We start from the raw sequence: 17357 nt of genomic DNA on the forward strand, positions 1-17357 counted from the left end.
TCATGGCCGGCATCGACGGACCCATGGCCCACCTCTCCGACGGGTTGTTCACCACGGCGATCGCGACGTACGCGCTCGCCATGGTCGGCTACACCGCCGAGTTCGCGTTCGGACGGGTGGCCAAGGCGCCGGCCATGCGCGCGCGGGAACTCGTGGGCGCCGGCGGACCGCCATTGACGTCGTCTGCGGACGTCGTCGAGCCTGCCACCGGCAAGCGCACGACCGCCGACAGCATCGGCCGCTGGTCAGTGCTGATCACGGTCGTCGGCATGCTCGTGCACGTCGCGTCGATCGCGGTGCGCGCCGGCGCCGTCGACGCCGTGCCGTGGTCGAACATGTACGAGTTCGCGTCGGTGGCCGGGCTGATCGGAATCGTCGCTTTCCTCGGCGTGATGTGGAAGGCGCCGCAGATCCGATTCCTCGGCGGCTTCGTGCTGCTGCCCGTCATCCTGCTGATGTTCCTGGCCGGGACCGTGCTGTACTCCAGGGCGCAGCCGCTCGTCCCGGCGCTGCAGTCCTACTGGCTGGCCATCCACGTCACCCTCGTGTCGGTGGCCGAGGGTGCGCTGATGACGTCCGCGGTGCTGACCGTGCTGTTCCTGCTGCGCTCGCGCTACGACAAGCAGGTCGCCGCGCCGGGGTACCGGCAGGGTTCCGTCGCCACGCTCGCGTCGCGCCTGCCCGCCGCCAAGACGCTCGACAAGGCCGCCTACCGGGTCGTCGCGTTCTCGTTCCCGCTGTACACGGTGGCCATCATCTGTGGCGCGATCTGGGCCGAGGCGGCCTGGGGCCGGTACTGGGGCTGGGACCCTAAGGAGACCTGGGCCTTCATCGTCTGGGTCATCTACGCCTGCTACCTGCACGCCCGCGCTACCGCCGGGTGGAAGGGCCGGGCCGCGGCCTGGGTCAACCTGCTCGGCTTCGGGGCCATCACCTTCAACTTCGTGATCGTCAACCTGGTCGTCTCCGGCCTGCACTCCTACGCCGGCCTGTCGTAGCGCTGCGTTCCGCGAGTTGTCCGCCCGTCCCCGCGCAGGAACACGGCGACGGGCGGACAACTCGGTGGGGCAGGCGGTCAGGACGTCGTGGTCAGGTCGTAGACGGTCGACCCGCCGACGGTCTTCGCGGTGAACGTCTTCGTCACCCACTGCTGGATGGCGTAGGCCGTCGAGGTGTTGGCCGCTGTCGACCCGATGAACCCCTGGGCGTCGGCGACGTAGTAGTGCACCTTGCCGGCGGCGACCAGTGCCTTGAACTGTGCCAGCGTGATCGCGTCGTCCGTGCCGTTGTAGCCGCCGAGCGCCATCACTGACCTGCCGGTAGCCAGTTCCAGCGACGCTGCCTCGTTGTCGCTGGTCGTCGCCGCCACCCACGAGTAGGCGGATGCATCGGCTTTCAGCGCGTTGGTCAATGCCGAACTGACCGTCGTCGCGCCGCCCAGGCCGCCCATGCCACCGCCGCGGCCGCCGAACCCGCCGGTCGGTCGGGTGCCGCCGCCGGGGAAGCCGGGGAAGCCACCGGTCGCCGTACCGCCCGTCGTCCCGTTTGTCGTCCCGCCGGGGAACCCACCGAACCCGCCGGTGCCGCCGCCGGGGAATCCTGCGCCGGTGCCGCCGAACCCACCACGTCCACCGCCGAACCCGCCCGAGGTGGCCGGACCGGCCGAGGGCAACGCGCCGGTGTGCCCGGTCGACGCCGTCTGCAGCGCGTACGCGGTCGGAGCGATGAGCAGCGTCAGTGCCAGCAGCGGTGCCACGATCCAGGCCCGTGCGAGCTTGGTGACGAACAGTGCGAGCACCGTCAGCGCGGCCGTGAGCAACACGATCCAGCGCAGTTCGGGGTGCCAGGACGCCCGGCCGAGCAGGACGTACGTCCACCAGCCCGTGGCCGCGACGAACGCCGCAAGCGTCCACCGGGCCACACCGTTGGTCTCGGCGCGGCGCCGCCACAACTCGAGCACGCCGATGCCGACGAGCGCTGCAATCGCCGGCGCGAGCGCAACGACGTAGTACGGGTGGATGATGCCGCTCGCGAAGCTCAGGACGACGCCGGTGACGAGCAGCCAACCGCCCCAGACGATCAGCGACGCACGCAGGGCGTCGGTTCGCGGGCGCCGCCAGGTCACCCAGGCCAGGGCGACGATCGCAATGAGCGCCGCCAGCAGCAGCCAACTGATCTGGGAGCCCATCTCGCTGCCGAACAGCCGGGTGAGGCCGGTCTCGCCGGAGGAAAATCCGCCGCCGGTCGCCGCTCGGCCTCGTCCACCGACGGCGCCGTTGTTGTTCGATCCGGTGAGTCGCCCGATGCCGTTGTAGCCGAACACCAGCTCGAGGATGCTGTTGTTCGTCGACCCGCCGATGTAGGGACGCGAGCCGGCCGGCCACAGTTCGACGAGAACCACCCACCAGCCGGCAGAAACGACGAGCGCACCGAGCCCGGCGAGCAGGTGCAGCAACCGGTTACGGACGGTGGTCGGCGCCGCGACCAGGTAGGCAATTCCGAAGCCGGGGACGACGAGCAGGCCCTGCAGCATTTTGGTCAGGAACGCGAAGCCGATGAGCACCCCGACCAGGACGATCCAGCGCATCCGCGCGTGCTCGATCGCACGGACGGTGGCATACCCGGCCGCGGTCATCAGCAGCACGAGCAGGGCGTCGGGGTTGTTGAACCGGAACATCAAAGTGGCCACCGGGGTGGTGGCGAGCGCGGCGCCGGCCAGCAGCCCCGCCGTCGGGCCACTGACCCGCTTCACCGCCGCGTACAGCAGCGCGACCGCCGCGACTCCTTCCAGGGCCTGCGGCGCCAACACCGACCACGAGTTGACGCCGAACAGCTTCACCGACAGGTCCATGACCCACAGCGACGCCGGGGGCTTGTCGACGGTGATGAAGTTCGACTGGTCGAGCGAGCCGAACAGGAAGGCTTTCCAGCTCTTCGCGCCCGCCTGGGCGGCCGCGGCGTAGAACTGGTTGGCCCAGCCCGACACCGAGAGGTTGACGAGGTAGAGCAGCACGGTGCCGACGAGCAGCCCACCGAACAATCCCCGGTCACGCCGACGATGCGCCGACGCGTCGAGCTGCGGCGGGTCTTCCGGCTCCCGCGGGTCGAGTGTCGGGTTGTCGTCCGAGTGTCGACTTGAAAGGCGCCACTCGTCGCGTAACCCGCCACTCAACGGGGGGTGGGTCGAGGACTGCGTCAGATCGGTCGTCATCACTTCGCCTTTGCGGTCAGGTCGTAGACGGTCGAGCCGCCGACGGTCGTCGCGGTGTAGTGGGCCTCGACCCACGAGGTGATCTCGCTGCCGGTGCCGCCACCCCGTCCGCCGCCGAAGCCGCCGCCGCCGATGAAGTAGTGGATCTTTCCTGCGGCGACGTACTTCTGGAACTGGGCCAGGGTCGGGGTGGCGTCAGAGCCGGTGAACCCGCCGATGGCCATGACGGCAGTGTCGGACGCGAGCTCCAGGGGGCCGGCGCTCATCGAACCGATGGTGGCCGCCGACCAGGTTGTGGACGTATTTTTCAGCAGGGCAACGACCGCAGTGCTCGCGCTCTGGCCGCCGAACCCGCCGCCGGTGGGACGAGTCCCCGTGCTGCCGGGGAACCCACCGGTACCGCTCGTGCTGCCGGGGAACCCACCGGTGCCACCTGATCTGCCGGGGAACCCACCGGTGCCACCTGTGCTGCCGGGGAACCCACCGGTCCCACCCCTACCGCCGGGGAACCCACCCGCACCGCCGCCGCCGCCGCCGAAGCGACCGCCGCCGAAGCCGCGCGTCCCGGTCGACGGTCCGGCCGACGGCGTCGACCCCGTCTGCGGGGTGGCCGCGGCGTCCAGGGCGTACGCGGTCGAACCGCTGCCGAGCGAGATGATGCCGACCGCCGCGGCGGCGATGACCAGACCGCGTCGGGCCCGACTCGGCGGCACGAGCAGCAGTGCGGCCGCCGCGACCGACGCCACGAGCACAGCCCAACGCACCCATGGGTGCCAGTCGGACGCGCGATTGAGCAGCGAGTAGCTCCAGATGCCGGTGACCAGCGCACCGACGGCCAGTCCGACGCGAGCTGCCTGCTGCGCCCGGGCGCGCCACAGCGTGACCGCGCCGATGGCGACCACCGCCGCGATGGCCGGGGCCAACTCGACGCTGTAGTAGGTATGGATGGTGCCGCTGGCGAAGCTCAGCACGCCGCCGGTGATGACAACCCAGCCGCCCCAGACGATCAGTGACGCCAGCAGCCGGTCGGTTAGCGCAACACGCCTCGTCACCACCGCGGTCGCCACCACGGCGACGAGGGCGGTGGGGAGCAGCCAGGCGATCTGGCCGCCGTTGAGGTCGTTGAACAACCGGCCGAGGCCCGTCGAGCCGCTGAAGTTGGCGCCACCGCCGCCACCCGCACCATCGGAGGATCCGGTGATGCGCGAGACGCCGTTGTAGCCGAACGCTAGGCCGAGGGCGGTGTTGTTGCCCGAGCCGCCGATGTAGGGACGCGACGAGGTCGGCGTCAGGTCGACGGCCAGCACCCACCACCCGGCCCCGACGATGATCCCGACGCCCGCGCCGAGCAGCTGCAGCAGGCGCTTCCACCAGGTGCCCGGCGCGCACACCAGGTAGGCGATGGCCAACGCAGGCAGCACCGTGAACGGCTGCAGGCCCTTGGCCAGGAACGAGAAGCCCATGACGAGCCCGGCGGCGATCAGCCACCGCGTCGAGCCGTTCTCGATGGCCCGGACGGTGCAGTACGCAGCGACCACGATGAGCAGCGTCATCAGCGCATCGGGGTTGTTGAACCGGAACATCAGCGCGGCGACCGGTGTGATCGCCAGCAGCAGCCCGGCGAGCAGCCCGGCGCCGTGACCGAACCAGCGCTTGACCGCCGCGTACAACAGCCAAACGGTCAGCACGCCCTCGATCGCCTGCGGCGCCAGCATCGACCAGGAGTTGAACCCGAAGATCCGTCCGGAGAGCTCCATCGGCCACAGCGATGCCGGTGGCTTGTCGACGGTGATGAAGTTCGACGAGTCGAAGGAGCCGAAGAAGAACGCCTTCCAGCTCTTGGTGCCGGCTTGCACGGCGGCAGCGTAGAAGTCATTGGCGTTGCCGGACGCGCCGAGCTTCCAGAGGTAGAGCACGGCGGTGCCGGCCAGCAGGGCGACGAGCGAGAGCCGCTCCCGCTGCTCGTAGACCCAGCCGTGCCGTGCCGCCGGCTCGGGCGGTACGACGAGGTCGGGTTGATACATGACGCTGCTCACGCGGTCACCTCCGTCCGGCGGCCGAACACCCAGTGCCGCAGCAGCACGAAGCGCAGGGCGGTGGCGACCAGGTTGGCCACGACGAGCACCGCGACCTCGACCGTGCGCGCAGGGTGCGTCGACAACGCGCCGAGCAGCCACAACGAGCCGCTCGTCAGCCCGAGACCGAGCGCGAACACGACGAGTCCTTGCACCTGGTGCTTGCCGTGGCCCGAGCCGCGGACGCCGAAGGTGAACCGGCGGTTTGCGGCGGTGTTGGCCACTGCGGTGATGAGCAGTGCCAGCAGGTTCGCACCCTGCGCACCGAGCGATCCCCGCAGCACCACGAACAGGACGAGATATGCGAGCGTTGACAGGACGCCGATCATGCCGAAGCGAAGAGCCTGCACCGTAAATCCGGTGCTTGCCGTACCCGAAGGTATGGATGCGTCTCGTCCCACCGCCTGCCGGACCTCGCTCAGCGGCAGGCCGCCGCCCAGTAGCGCGCGTCCCACCCGGACGATGCCGCGCAGGTCCTGCCATGCGGTGGAGCGGATGTCGACGCGGCTGTCCGGGTCGTCGGTCCAGTCGACCGGTACCTCGGCGATGCGCATGCCACTGCGCTCGGCGAGCACCAGCAGCTCGGTGTCCCAGAACCAGGCCGTGTCCTTGACGTGCGGCAGCAGCACGCGCGCCGCGTCGGCCCGCATGGCCTTGAAGCCGCACTGAGCGTCACTGAACCCAGCGCGCAAGGTCGTGCGGAGCAACAGGTTGTAACCACGGGAGATGAACTCGCGCTTCGGTCCGCGTACGACACGCGACGACCGCGCCAGGCGACTGCCGATTGCAACGTCGCTGTGACCCGACAGCAGCGGTGCCACGAGGGGCAGCAGCGCCGCGAGGTCGGTCGACAGGTCGACGTCCATGTACGCGACGACGCGCGCCGTCGATGCCGACCACACGCTGTTCAATGCGCGGCCGCGGCCCTTCGCGTCGAGGTGAACGGCACGCACCCCGCTGAGGGTGTCCGACAGCCGCCGGGCAACGGCCCAGGTGCCGTCGGTGCTCGCGTTGTCGGCGACGGTGATCACCGTCTCGAGCGGGAACTGCGTGCGCAGGAAATCGTGCAACCGGCGCACGCTCGGCTCGAGGTCGACCTCCTCGTTGTAGACGGGGACGACGATCTCGACGTCGACGATCGCATCGAGATCTGGCGGGGTGCCGGTATCGGTGCGGGCCGCTAATGCGGTCATCTGGGTTCCTTTCACGGACTCGATCGCTGCTTCAGGTGGGGATTCAGCGGTCATCGGGAGAGTGGGACAGGCGTCTCGAGGCGCAGGGCGAGGGCGGGGCAGGCGGCCACCGCGCGTCGCGCAGCGGGCAGGTCGGCTTCGGCCACGTCCGGGTCATGCAGCACGGGGAAGCCCCACTCGTCGACGCCGACCCGGGTCGGCAGCAGCACGGAGCACAGCCCGTGGCCGTCGCAGCGGGTCCAATCGATCTCGAGACTTGTCATGCGACGACGCAGTCGGAGCACGACCAATGTGCATGGCATTCGGCGGCCGGAGCGCAGCGAGGGCCGGTCATGGCACGAGCCCGATCGGCAGCTGACCGAGCACCGGACGCCCGCAGCCGCCGTGCAGGTGCAGATCGTTCTCGTCGTGCAGCAGGTGCAGGCCGGACATTACGAACCGGGCCGCGCCGTCCGGATGCGCGCACGCACCGCGGCCGTCAACCGCTCGGGCGTGCGCGAAGGCTGAGCTGAGCCCGGCAACATGACCTGCCGCCAGCGCCGTGACGTCGGCCGCCAGCGCCGGCAGGCCGAACCGGCACGGGCCGCACTGGCGGGCCGACTCGCCGGCCAGCCAACCGGTGACCCGAGCCAACTCGCCGAGCGAGCAGGTGTTGTGGCCCAGAACTACCAGGACTCCCGCGCCCAGGGTGCCGCCGGCCGACGCCAGTCCGGCACGAGACAACCGGATCTGCCCGATCGGCGCGATCCAGCTGCCGTGGTAACCGCCGACCACGACGGCCTGCGGGTCGGCGGACTGCGCGGCCGACAGCACGATGCCCAGCGGCGTACCCAAAGGTATCTCGACGACGCCCGGCCGGCCGACTGCGCCGCCGACCGTGAGCAGCGTGGTGCCCGGCTCGTCCGGCGTCCCTGTCTCGGCGAAGCGGTGCGGGCCGTAGCGCAGCAGCACGGCCAGCTGAGCCATCGATTCGACGTTGGCCACGAGCACGCCGTCGACGGTGGGGGGTGTGCGCCGGCCCGGCGGCAGGGCTGCGCTGCCGTGCAGGGTGCGGACCACGGCGCGGGCCTCGCCGCTGACGAAGCCGCCGGGAACGATCTTGACGCGCACGTGCTTGCCGTCGGGACGCTCGGTCGCGGCGGCGCGCACCGACTGCGCGGTTGCCTCGTCGTGCACGGCGACCGTGACGTTGCGCGAGCCGATCGCATGCGAGAGCGCCAGCGCTCCGTCGAGCATCAGGTGCGGCGTTCGGCGCATCAGGACACGGTCCTTGCGGCTGGCCGGCTCGCTCTCGGTGCCGTTCACGATCACTTCGCGACGACCGGGCGCCAGGGCGCGGATCTTCGTTGCCAGCGGGAAGCCGGCGCCGCCGCGGCCGGCGACCGACGCGCTGTCGAGGTAAGCCAGCACGCGCTCGAGGTCCGACCCGGGCAGCGGGCCGTGGGTGGCCAGGTGGGCGGGCAGGTCGAGGCGCGGCGCGTGTTGCAAACCGGCCAGCAGGCGAGGCGCGCCGATGGACCAGGCGTGCAGGTCGAGGTTCGGCGCAAGGGCCGGACGGTGCAGCAGGGCGGTCATCGGGAGGCTCCCTCGGAGACGCGGGTGGGGGTGGTCGGCCGCACGCCGCTGGCGGCTAGGGGTACCGGCCGACCGGCGAAACGATCGCGCTGCGTACCGCGAGGTATGGAGGCGACGCGGATTGCCACCGATACGAGCACGGCCGCACCACAGACGATGTAGATCAATCGCACCCAGCCCACCAAGCTGTCGGTGCCGCTGGTGAAGCCATGCAGCATGGCCAGGCCCCAGCCGGCGTAGGACAGCCCGTGCAACCGGCGCCACACCCGCGCGCCGCGCTCGGAGGCGGCCATTCGGCCGCGGGCCAGGCCGAGCAGCGAGACGCCTACGAACGTGTAGAACGCAAGCGAACCGAGCCCGACCCACGTGGGTCGGTAGCCGGAGGTGAACGGCACGATCGCCCCGGTGATCCCGACGTTCGCGTAGGTGTCCAGGACGATCGTCACGACGTGCAGCACGAGCACGCCCAGGCCGAGGCCGGCTGCCGCGCGGTGCAGGTACTGCACCACGTACCGGCGCCCCGCGTGGCCGGGGCGGGACATCAGCGCACCGAGGCAGGTGGCGAAGCTCAGCAGGATGAGCGCAGACAGGCCGGCTCCGCGCGCTGTGAACCAGAGACTCATGCGACCGCACCTCGCGGGACGGCGCCGAGGGAGCGACGAAGGGGCAGGGTGCGGATCTGGGTCGGCGTGCGGATCTGGGTCGGCCAAGCGCCGGTGGTGACGACGTCGCCCCGCTGATCCACGAGCCGGGCTGCGGTCCCGCGCGAGGCGAGCCAGGCCAGCGCGTCGTTGCCCTTGACGATCGCGGCGGTGCTGGCCGTGTTGGCCGCGAGCGCCGAGCCCGCGGCCACGCTGACCGTGCGCCACGGGCCGGCTGTCGGCTCACCCGTGCTGGGATCGACGATGTGGTGGGCGGTGCCGTTCCCGCGGCGCCAGGTGCGGACGGTGGTGGTCGAGGTCGTCAGGCCGCCGCGGCGGATGCGGACGAGCTGACCGGTCTCGCCCTCGCGTTCGGCGACGCGAACCGTCCAACCTTCCGGCCGCTCGCCGGCCACCGCGACGTCCCCGCCGAGCTCGACGAGCACCGGTGTGCCGTAGCGGCCGGCGAGGGTGCGGGCGGCGTGGTCGGCGGTCCAGGCCTTGGCGGTGGCGCCGAGGTCGAGGGCGCAACCCGCCGGGACGCGCAGGATGCCGGCCTCGCGGTCCAGCCGGACCGCCCGCCACGCGTCGGCCCGGGGTGCGGCGTGCTCGACCGTCGCGTTGGGCCCGAGCTCGGTGATGTCGCGGTCGTAACCGATGCGCTGCATCGCGATGCCGAGGGTGGGGTCGACGGCGCCGTCGGTGTTGGCCGCGGCGTCGAGGGCGGCGTCCACGAGCTCGACGAGCATCCGGGAGACGGGGACGGGGCGGCCGGCAAGCGCGTTGGCCTCCGAGAGCGCCGAGTCCGGACGGAACCGGCTGGCCAGGATGTCGACCCGCTCGAGCAGCGCGGTGAGGTCGGCGACTGCGGCCGCGAGCGCGGTCTCGTCGTCGATCGTCAGTCGCACCGTGCTGCTCCAGGCTGTCATGACGTGGGTAGCGCTCATGACCCGTTGCTCCCGCCGTCGGTTGAGCTGTTCTGGTCGGTGCTGCTGACACCTGAGTCGTTGGACGTTGACGAGCTCGCCGACGAACTGGGTGTCGTCGTGGTCGGCGTCGTCGTGGTCGGTGTCGTCGTGGTGGGTGTCGTTGTCGACGCCGACGTGCTGGACCCGGTGCTCGGTGTCGTGGCGGTGTCGCCGGAGGCGTCCGCGGTGCTCGCCACCCCGGACACGAGGCCGAGCGTGATTGCGGTGGCGGACAGGGCGGCGGCGCCGGCAGCGATCCGGCCGCGTATGCGCAGGCGCTTCGGGGAGTCCATCGGATTCATACCGGCAACGATGCTGTCGGGCGGCTCAGGGCCGCGTCACCACAACGTCAAGTGCCTCTTAAGCCTGGCTGAGACTGGGTGAAGGTCCCCGGATTGGGCGGCCCGTTCATAGTGGGCTTATGAAGATCCGTTCCTGGCTCCCGGCCCTGGGCCTCGTCCTGGCCGTGACCGCCTGTGGGAGTTCTGGCTCGGGAGCCGACCAGTCGTCCTCCGCTCCGACCTCGCCGGTCACCGCTTCGCCATCGGTCAAGGGGGTCGAGTCGCTCGGGGCGGCGTCGTCGACGGCTTCCACGCCTGCGGCCTCCGGGCCTGCGGTCGCGTCGCCGGACGGCGACTTCACCGTCGTCCTGCCTACCGGCTGGCGGCAGGACACGGCCGTCGCGCAGCAGATCAAGGCGGTCGCGGCCTATTTCGGCCCGACCCGCAACGCCTTCGCCTCGAACGTCAATGTCGTTCGGGAGGACCTGCCGGCCGGCCTCGACGTGGAGTCGTATCGTGCGAAGTCACTTGCCGGCCTGCGCGCGGCGATCGCGATCACCGATCTGACGCCGAGCACCAAGCTGAGCGTCGACGGTGAGGACGCCCTCGAGTACTCCTTCACGGACACGCAGCAAGGGCGGAAATTGATCCAGCGTCAGACGGTCGTGCTGCACGGCTCGTCCGCTTACACGATCACCTACACGTCGACCACCGTCGACTTCGCGGCGTCGAGCGCCGCCGCCCACAGCATCGTCGGTTCGCTGCGTTGGCGCAGCTGACGGGGGTACGCGTCGACGGACTGGAAGTATCCGACGGACTTGACGGGCCAGACGAACTAGGGCCGGCCGAAGTCCAACGTGATCATCGCTCCGCCGGACGGGCTCGCGCCCAGGGTCATGGCGCCGCCTGATGCCACGGCACTGCGCCGGGCGATGTCCAGGCCGAGGCCGCTGGATCCGCGGTCGCTGCGCCCGCGGATCGGCTCGCCCGATGGCAGGCCGGGGCCGTCATCGGCCACCACGAGGCGCGCGCCGTGCTCGGACGGCGCGAGGGTCACCGAGAACGCCGTGCCCTCGGGCGTGTGTGCGACGACGTTCTCGAGCAGGGCGTCGACGACCACGGCGAGATCCTCGGCTCCGGCGCGTACCGGTAGCGGGTCGGCAGGCAGGTCGACGGTGGCCACCCGGCCCTGATCCTCCGTCAGTGCCGACCAGAACGCGACGCGCCCACCGACCACTTCGGTGGCGTCGGACGCGGGGATGCGGCCCTCGCGCTGCGGTCGCCGCGCCGCGTGGATGACGGCGGTGAGCATGCGCTCCAGGACGGTGACGTGCCCCCCGATGCGTTCGGCCTCAGCCGGCTCGTCGAGAGCCTCGGCGTCGAGGCGCAGCGCGGTCAGCGGGGTGCGCAGCCGGTGCGACATGTCCGCGACCGTCTCGCGCTCCTCGGCGATGAGCTCATCGATCCGGTCGGCCAGCCGGTTCAGCGCACGGCCGACGTCGGCGACCTCGACCGGCCCGTCGGTAGGCGCCCGGGCGGTGGTGTCGCCGGAGCTCAACTGTTGGGCCGTCGCCGCGGTCTCGGCCAGGGGGCGCACGATGCGTCGGGTCAATAGCTCACCGAGGGCAATCCCGATCAGGATCAGCACGACGCTGGCGCCGGCAAGCAGGAGCAGCGGGGTGGTGGCGCCGGACGTGATCTCGTCGTCGGTGGCGTATACCCGCACGACGTAGGCGTCGTCCTCGGCGCTGCGGAAGAATCCGACCCGCAGCGATACGAGTGTGCCTCCCGCATAGCTGGTTGGCGAGGGGTTCGGCGGGCCACCCAGACCCGGCCGCGACACCCCACCGGACAATCCGTCGGACAGCGCGGGAAGGTTGGCAGGGGTGCCCGGCGGCGGGGTACCGACGACGGAGCCGCTGGGCAGCTGCACCGACGCGGCGTTGGGGAGCCCCTTCAGGTAGGCGGGCAGTGCTGTGGCGCCGTACTGGCCGACCGCGCGGGCGACGTCGCCTGCCTCGCGCTGCAGGTCGCTGATGGCGTCGTCGCGGGCGTTGTTCCGAATGAACACCACGAGGGGGATGGCGAAGGCCAGCACCACGAGGACGGTCATGCCGACGACCAGCAGCAGGATGCGCCGGCGCACGCTCAGGCCTCCAAGGGAGCGGCGAGCCGCACACCGACGCCGCGCACGCTGTGCAGGTAGCGCGGCTCGGCCGCCGTCTCGCCGAGCTTGCGCCGCAGCCACGACAGGTGGACGTCGACGGTGCGGTCGGAGCCACCCCATGCCAGCTGCCAGACCTCGCTGAGCAGGTCGCGCTTGGTGACGACCTCCCCGGCCCGCCGGGCCAGGGCGAGCAGCAGCTCGAACTCCTTGCGGGCCAGCTCGACTGCTCGACCGTCGACGGTGACCTCGTAGCTGCGGGTGTCGATCTTCAGGCCACCGACGGTGATCACCGGGTCCTCGTCGGTCTTGCCCGAACGCCGCATGACGGCCCGGATCCGCGCCGTCATCTGCGCCGCAGTAAATGGCTTGATCACGTAGTCGTCGGCGCCGAGGTCGAGCAGCCGGATGATCTCCTGCTCGTCGTCCCGCGCCGTGGCGACGATGACCGGCACGTCGCTGACCGCCCGCAGCATGGACAGCACGTCGGCACCGTCGATGTCCGGCAATCCGAGGTCGAGCAGCACGACGTCAGGCTTCTGCTCGACGGCCGCACTCAGCGCCGGCATGCCCGACCCGACCGCCGACACGACGTGCCCGTGCTCGCGCAGCCCTCGGGTCAGCGCGGTACGGATCGCACCGTCGTCTTCGACCAGCAGCACCTGAGCCATGGCCGCGAGACTAACCGTCCAACATCGTGGAGTGCTGTGCCCCGATACCGGGGTCAACTCTCCACGATCGCGCCGGATACTGGAGGGATGGCCTACGCCGATCTTCAGCAATTCGTCGCAGCCCTCGAGAAGGAGGGTGATCTCGCCCGCGTGAGCGTGCCCGTCGACCCGCACCTCGAGGTCACCGGGATCGTGCAGCGGGTGGTGCGCGAGCGCGGGCCGGCGCTGCTGTTCGAGAACCCCACGCGCGGACGGATGCCCCTGCTGATCAACGCGTTCGGCACCGAGCGTCGAATGGCGAAGGCCCTCGGCGTCGCCGACCTGGACGAGATCGGCGATCGCATTGCCGACCTGCTCAAACCCGAGCTCCCGAAGGGCATCAGCGGCTTTCGTGACGCGCTCGGCAAGGTCGGTCAGCTGAAGAACGCACCGCCGAGGCACGTCAAGAGTGCGCCCTGCCAGGAAGTCGTCATCAAGAACAGCAAGATCGACCTCGTCGACCTGCTGCCCGGCATCTTGGCCTGGCCCGAGGACGGCGGGGTGTTCCTCAACTTGGGGCTGACGCACACCAAGCACCCCGAGACCGGCGCGCGCAACCTCGGCATGTACCGCCTGCAGCTGCAGGACGAGCGGACGGTCAGCCTGCACTGGCAGATCCACAAGGACTCCACCTCGCACGCAGCGGTTGCCGAGCGGCGGGGCGAGCGACTGCCGGTCGCCATCGCGTTCGGCTGCCCGCCCGCGGTGACGTACGCGGCGTCCGCGCCGCTGCCGGCCGACATCGATGAGTACCTGTTCGCCGGCTTCGTGCAGCGCGAGCGGGTGCCGATGGTCGACTGCGTCAGCGTGCCGCTGCAGGTGCCGGCCGACGCGCAGGTGATCCTCGAGGGCTGGGTCGAGCCGGGGGAGCGGTTGCCGGAGGGTCCGTTCGGCGATCACACCGGCTTCTACACGCCGGTCGAGCCGTTCCCTTTTCTCCGCGTCGAGACCGTGACGATGCGCAAAAAGCCGATCTACCAGTCGATCATCGTGGGTCGACCGCCGCAGGAGGACGGGCCGATCGGCAAGGCCACCGAGCGGATCTTCCTGCCGCTGATCAGACTGACCGTGCCGGAGATCGTCGACTACGACCTGCCCGAGGCCGGCGTCTTTCACAACTGCTGCATCGTGTCGATCGACAAGCGCTTCCCCAAGCACGCACAGAAGGTCATGAACGCGATCTGGGGTGCCGGGTTGATGTCGCTGTCCAAGCTGATCGTGGTCGTCGACGCCGACTGCGACGTGCACGACTACGCCGAGGTCGCGTGGCGCGCGTTCGGCAACGTCGACTACGGCCGCGACGTGCTGCACACGGAGGGGCCGGTCGACCACCTCGATCACGGCTCCTACGAGCAGTTCTACGGCGGCAAGCTCGGTATCGACGCCACCCGCAAGCTGCCGACCGAGGGCTACCACCGCGGCTGGCCCACCGAGTGCGTGCTCGAGGACGCCACGCTCGCCACCGTCGACCGCCGCTGGGCGGAGTACGGCATCGGCGCGCCTGCGAAGGGCCGTCGGCGCCGCCGCTGAGGCGTATGACCGTAGATCCACGTCACGCGGCGGAAACCTCGCGCGAGCACGATCGGGGCCGTGTTCACCCGGGACGTCCTCGCGCTCTCGCAGGCGGACCTCGTGGTACGCGAGCTCGGCAAGCGCCGTTACGTGTCGCCTCTGGCGCACGAACTAGACGGCCGCCGCGACACCGTCCACTGGGTGGGTGAGTCGGACCGGGTGCTGCTCGACGACACCCGCGCCATGGCCGTCAACCGCGGAATCGATGTCGGACAACTGCCCGCGTTCGAACCGGCCGGCCCGCGTAAGACGTTGTACTTCGATCCGTCCACGACCCGGGTCGGCATCGTCACCTGTGGCGGGCTGTGCCCAGGGCTCAACAACGTCGTCCGAGGTCTCGTCCTGGAGCTCAACGACCGCTACGGCATTCACGACGTCGTCGGCTTCCAGGGCGGCTACCGCGGCCTGACCGTCGACGGCGCGAAGACCACCACCGTCCTCACCAGATCGGTCGTGCACGACATCCAGAACCGGGGCGGCACCGTGCTCGGCACCAGCCGAGGCGCCCAGGACCCGGACGAGATGGTCGACACCCTCGTCGAGCGAGGCATCACCGTGCTGTTCGTCATCGGCGGCGACGGCAGCCTGCGCGGCGCGCAGCGCATCGCCGAGGCCGCGACGGCGCGCGGTTACGACCTGGCCGTCGTCGGGGTGCCGAAGACCATCGACAACGACATCCCGTTCATCGACCGCAGCTTCGGCTTCGAGACGGCGTTCACCCGCGCGGCGGAGTCGATCCGGGCGGCGAGCACCGAGGCCCGTTCGACGCCCAACGGTGTCGGGTTGGTCAAGCTCATGGGTCGGCACTCGGGCTTCATCGCCTGCTACGCCACGCTTGCGCAGCACGACGTCGACTTCGTGGTCATCCCCGAGGTCCCGTTCCGGTTCGAAGGCCACGGCGGGCTGTTGGACGCGCTGCGCAGACGCGTCGACGCGAACGGCCACGCGGTGGTCGTGGTCGCCGAGAGCGCGGGGCAGGACCTGCTCCAGACGGCCGGCACCGACGCGTCAGGCAACGCGCGCCTCGCCGATATCGGCACGCTCACCCGGGACCGCGTCGTCAACCACTTCGCCCGCGAGAACGTCGAGCTGAGCCTGCGCTACGTCGACCCCGGGTACGCGATCCGCAGCGTCGCGGCCAACGGGTACGACGCGGAGTACTGCCTGCGGCTCGCGCAGGCCGCCGTGCACGCGGCCCTGGCCGGGCGTACCGCGATGGTCGTCGGCATGTGGCACGGCCGCTTCGTGCACATCCCGATTCCGCTCGCGACGAGCGGGCGCAACCAGGTCGACCCGGACGGCGATCTCTGGATGGCGGTGCTCGAGGCCACCGGCCAACCGGCCCGTTTCTCCTGAGCGACGAAGCGTGCGGAGCGAACAGAGCTGCTGACAGGCAGAATTAGTGGCGTGACCACCGGCGACCTCACCAGGGAAGACATCGCGCCCGCACGTGGCAACGTCCGCAAGTTCCTGTCGCTGGTCATGATCGAGCACTCGGTGTTCGCGCTGCCGTTCGCCTACATCGCCGCGCTGACGGCGATGTGGCGCGACACCCGGACGGTGCACTGGGTCGAGCTGCTGCTGATCACGGTGGCCATGGTGTCGGCCCGCACGGTGGCCATGAGCGCCAACCGCATCCTGGACCGCAGCTTCGACGCACTCAACCCGCGCACTGCCCGGCGCGAGCTCGTCACCGGTGAGGTGTCGCTGACGACGGCATGGGCCGGTACCGGTGTTGCGCTCGCCGTCTTCCTCGGTGCCTGCGCCGCGCTGTCCTGGCTGTGCCTGGCGCTCGCCCCGGTCGCGGTGGGTCTGCTCGTCCTCTACTCCTACGGCAAGCGGTTCACCGACTTCCCGCAGGTGCTACTGGCCCTGGCGCAGTTCGTCGCGCCCGTCGGGGCGTGGATCGCCGTCACCGGCCACCCGTCCTGGCCGGCCACGGCGCTGGGCCTCGCGGTCGGCACCTGGATCGGCGGCTTCGACCTCATCTACGCGTGCCAGGACTACGAGGTCGACCGCGCGATCGGCGTGCGGTCGGTGCCGGCCCGCTTCGGCATCCCGGCTGCGTTGCGCGCCTCGGCGATCGTGCACGTGGTCACCGTCGCTGCCTTTGCCTGGTTCGGCGCCGCGGCCGGGCTCGGCCGGCTGTGGTGGACGGGCTTGGCGCTCACCGCGCTCGTCCTGATCTATGAACACACGATCGTGCGCGCGGCCGACCTGTCGCGGGTGAACCGAGCGTTCTTCACCGCCAACGGCGTCATCGGTATCGGCCTGTTCGGCTTCGCGCTCGCCGACCTCCTGGTGCACGGGCTGGGCTCGTGAGTCGCACCCCCTGGATCGTCGGCGTCTCCGGGGCATCCGGCACGCCCTACGCGCGAGCGGTGATCGGCGCGCTGCTGGACGCGGGGGAGCCCGTCGACCTCGTCGTCTCGCGGGCCGCGCGGTTGACCATTCTCGACGAGACCGGCATCTCCTTCCGCGACGCGCACTGGCGAGAGGACCTCACCAGCTGGCTGGCCCGCGATCCCGGCGACACCGTGTACTGGTCGGCGGGCGACCTCGGCGCGGGCCCCGCGAGCGGCTCCTACGAGGCGCGCGGCATGGTCGTCGTGCCGGCCTCGACCGCGGCCGTTGCCGGCATCGCGATCGGGCTGTCGAAGGACCTGCTGCAACGCGCCGCCGACGTCACGTTGAAGGAGCGCCGACCGCTCGTTGTCGTGCCCCGCGAGACGCCGTTCACCCGAGCCACGCTCGGTCATCTGCTGACGCTGCACGACGCAGGTGCCGTGGTCCTGCCCGCGAACCCGGGCTTCTACAGCGCGCCGCAGACGATCGGGCAGCTCGTCGACTTCGTCGCGGCCAAGATCCTCGACGCCATCGGCGTCGAGCACACCTTGATCACCAGGTGGACGGGTGAGCTGGGCGCGGCCCGCACGACGTGACGCCCGCCAGGTGAGCTCGACGTTA

General features: G+C 70.7%; 16 protein-coding genes. 7 read left to right on the plus strand and 9 right to left on the minus strand.

The window, feature by feature from the left end; all coding sequences use genetic code 11:
* The first annotated feature begins 2 nt into the window (after positions 1-2).
* A complete protein-coding gene (gene ccsB, locus ACFFC4_RS02025; protein WP_375497258.1) occupies positions 3-998 on the plus strand; it encodes a c-type cytochrome biogenesis protein CcsB in 996 nt (331 codons plus the stop codon).
* A 77-nt stretch (positions 999-1075) separates the two neighbouring features.
* Here ccsB and ACFFC4_RS02030 read toward each other — a convergent pair whose 3' ends face one another.
* From ACFFC4_RS02030 to ACFFC4_RS02060, 7 genes are all read right to left on the minus strand, one after another.
* On the minus strand, positions 1076-3211 hold the full coding sequence (locus ACFFC4_RS02030; protein ID WP_375497260.1) for a glycosyltransferase family 39 protein: 2136 nt from the start codon (positions 3209-3211) through the stop codon (positions 1076-1078).
* Positions 3211-5247 carry a glycosyltransferase family 39 protein gene (locus ACFFC4_RS02035; RefSeq protein WP_375497262.1) on the minus strand — a complete coding sequence of 679 codons (2037 nt, stop codon included), beginning with the start codon at positions 5245-5247 and terminating at the stop codon, positions 3211-3213. The genes ACFFC4_RS02030 and ACFFC4_RS02035 overlap by 1 nt, the downstream gene beginning before the upstream one ends.
* The gene (locus ACFFC4_RS02040; RefSeq protein WP_375497264.1) at positions 5244-6479 is read right to left on the minus strand and encodes a glycosyltransferase; all 1236 of its coding nucleotides are present in this window, start codon (positions 6477-6479) and stop codon (positions 5244-5246) included. Before ACFFC4_RS02040 ends, ACFFC4_RS02035 begins: the two co-directional genes overlap by 4 nt.
* A gap of 50 nt (positions 6480-6529) precedes the next feature.
* Positions 6530-6742: a ferredoxin gene (locus ACFFC4_RS02045; protein ID WP_375497266.1), complete on the minus strand. Its 213-nt coding sequence runs from the start codon at positions 6740-6742 to the stop codon at positions 6530-6532.
* A 67-nt stretch (positions 6743-6809) separates the two neighbouring features.
* Entirely contained in the window at positions 6810-8054 is a 1245-nt protein-coding gene (locus ACFFC4_RS02050) for an NADH-ubiquinone oxidoreductase-F iron-sulfur binding region domain-containing protein (protein ID WP_375497268.1), read from the minus strand.
* Positions 8051-8677 carry a hypothetical protein gene (locus ACFFC4_RS02055; protein WP_375497270.1) on the minus strand — a complete coding sequence of 209 codons (627 nt, stop codon included), beginning with the start codon at positions 8675-8677 and terminating at the stop codon, positions 8051-8053. Before ACFFC4_RS02055 ends, ACFFC4_RS02050 begins: the two co-directional genes overlap by 4 nt.
* The gene (locus ACFFC4_RS02060) at positions 8674-9642 is read right to left on the minus strand and encodes an FAD:protein FMN transferase (RefSeq protein ID WP_375497272.1); all 969 of its coding nucleotides are present in this window, start codon (positions 9640-9642) and stop codon (positions 8674-8676) included. The genes ACFFC4_RS02055 and ACFFC4_RS02060 overlap by 4 nt, the downstream gene beginning before the upstream one ends.
* On the opposite strand from ACFFC4_RS02060, the gene ACFFC4_RS02065 reads away from it, so the two are divergent.
* Positions 9628-10047: a hypothetical protein gene (locus tag ACFFC4_RS02065; RefSeq protein WP_375497274.1), complete on the plus strand. Its 420-nt coding sequence runs from the start codon at positions 9628-9630 to the stop codon at positions 10045-10047. The genes ACFFC4_RS02060 and ACFFC4_RS02065 overlap by 15 nt on opposite strands.
* A gap of 37 nt (positions 10048-10084) precedes the next feature.
* A complete protein-coding gene (locus ACFFC4_RS02070) occupies positions 10085-10723 on the plus strand; it encodes a DcrB-related protein (protein WP_375497276.1) in 639 nt (212 codons plus the stop codon).
* A gap of 56 nt (positions 10724-10779) precedes the next feature.
* On the opposite strand, the gene ACFFC4_RS02075 is transcribed toward ACFFC4_RS02070, so the two are convergent.
* Both ACFFC4_RS02075 and ACFFC4_RS02080 read right to left on the minus strand, forming a co-directional pair.
* Entirely contained in the window at positions 10780-12090 is a 1311-nt protein-coding gene (locus ACFFC4_RS02075) for a sensor histidine kinase (RefSeq protein WP_375497278.1), read from the minus strand.
* Between the two features lie 2 nt (positions 12091-12092).
* Positions 12093-12779, minus strand: coding sequence for a response regulator transcription factor (locus ACFFC4_RS02080; RefSeq protein WP_375497280.1), 687 nt, complete (start codon positions 12777-12779; stop codon positions 12093-12095).
* An 87-nt stretch (positions 12780-12866) separates the two neighbouring features.
* On the opposite strand from ACFFC4_RS02080, the gene ACFFC4_RS02085 reads away from it, so the two are divergent.
* The 4 genes from ACFFC4_RS02085 to ACFFC4_RS02100 are packed head-to-tail and all read left to right on the plus strand — an operon-like array spanning position 12867 to position 17332.
* Positions 12867-14348 carry a menaquinone biosynthesis decarboxylase gene (locus tag ACFFC4_RS02085; protein ID WP_375497282.1) on the plus strand — a complete coding sequence of 494 codons (1482 nt, stop codon included), beginning with the start codon at positions 12867-12869 and terminating at the stop codon, positions 14346-14348.
* Positions 14349-14408: 60 nt separating this feature from the next.
* On the plus strand, positions 14409-15746 hold the full coding sequence (locus ACFFC4_RS02090) for an ATP-dependent 6-phosphofructokinase (RefSeq protein WP_375497284.1): 1338 nt from the start codon (positions 14409-14411) through the stop codon (positions 15744-15746).
* Positions 15747-15797: 51 nt separating this feature from the next.
* Entirely contained in the window at positions 15798-16712 is a 915-nt protein-coding gene (gene mqnP, locus ACFFC4_RS02095; protein WP_375497286.1) for a menaquinone biosynthesis prenyltransferase MqnP, read from the plus strand.
* Positions 16709-17332: a UbiX family flavin prenyltransferase gene (locus ACFFC4_RS02100; RefSeq protein WP_375497288.1), complete on the plus strand. Its 624-nt coding sequence runs from the start codon at positions 16709-16711 to the stop codon at positions 17330-17332. Before mqnP ends, ACFFC4_RS02100 begins: the two co-directional genes overlap by 4 nt.
* Positions 17333-17357: the final 25 nt, after the last annotated feature.

The sequence above is a fragment of the uncultured Jatrophihabitans sp. genome (assembly GCF_964244045.1).
Lineage (GTDB): Bacteria > Actinomycetota > Actinomycetes > Mycobacteriales > Jatrophihabitantaceae > Jatrophihabitans.

What these genes read in the sequence shown, in the direction of transcription:
- ACFFC4_RS02070 (WP_375497276.1), top strand. Translation starts at nt 10,085, where the DNA reads ATGAAGATCCGTTCCTGGCTCCCGGCCCTGGGCCTCGTCCTGGCCGTG.
- ACFFC4_RS02080 (WP_375497280.1), bottom strand. Translation starts at nt 12,779, where the DNA reads ATGGCTCAGGTGCTGCTGGTCGAAGACGACGGTGCGATCCGTACCGCG.
- ACFFC4_RS02045 (WP_375497266.1), bottom strand. Translation starts at nt 6,742, where the DNA reads ATGACAAGTCTCGAGATCGATTGGACCCGCTGCGACGGCCACGGGCTG.
- ACFFC4_RS02040 (WP_375497264.1), bottom strand. Translation starts at nt 6,479, where the DNA reads ATGACCGCATTAGCGGCCCGCACCGATACCGGCACCCCGCCAGATCTC.
- ACFFC4_RS02055 (WP_375497270.1), bottom strand. Translation starts at nt 8,677, where the DNA reads ATGAGTCTCTGGTTCACAGCGCGCGGAGCCGGCCTGTCTGCGCTCATC.
- ACFFC4_RS02060 (WP_375497272.1), bottom strand. Translation starts at nt 9,642, where the DNA reads ATGAGCGCTACCCACGTCATGACAGCCTGGAGCAGCACGGTGCGACTG.
- ACFFC4_RS02030 (WP_375497260.1), bottom strand. Translation starts at nt 3,211, where the DNA reads ATGACGACCGATCTGACGCAGTCCTCGACCCACCCCCCGTTGAGTGGC.
- ccsB (WP_375497258.1), top strand. Translation starts at nt 3, where the DNA reads ATGGCCGGCATCGACGGACCCATGGCCCACCTCTCCGACGGGTTGTTC.
- ACFFC4_RS02050 (WP_375497268.1), bottom strand. Translation starts at nt 8,054, where the DNA reads ATGACCGCCCTGCTGCACCGTCCGGCCCTTGCGCCGAACCTCGACCTG.
- ACFFC4_RS02085 (WP_375497282.1), top strand. Translation starts at nt 12,867, where the DNA reads ATGGCCTACGCCGATCTTCAGCAATTCGTCGCAGCCCTCGAGAAGGAG.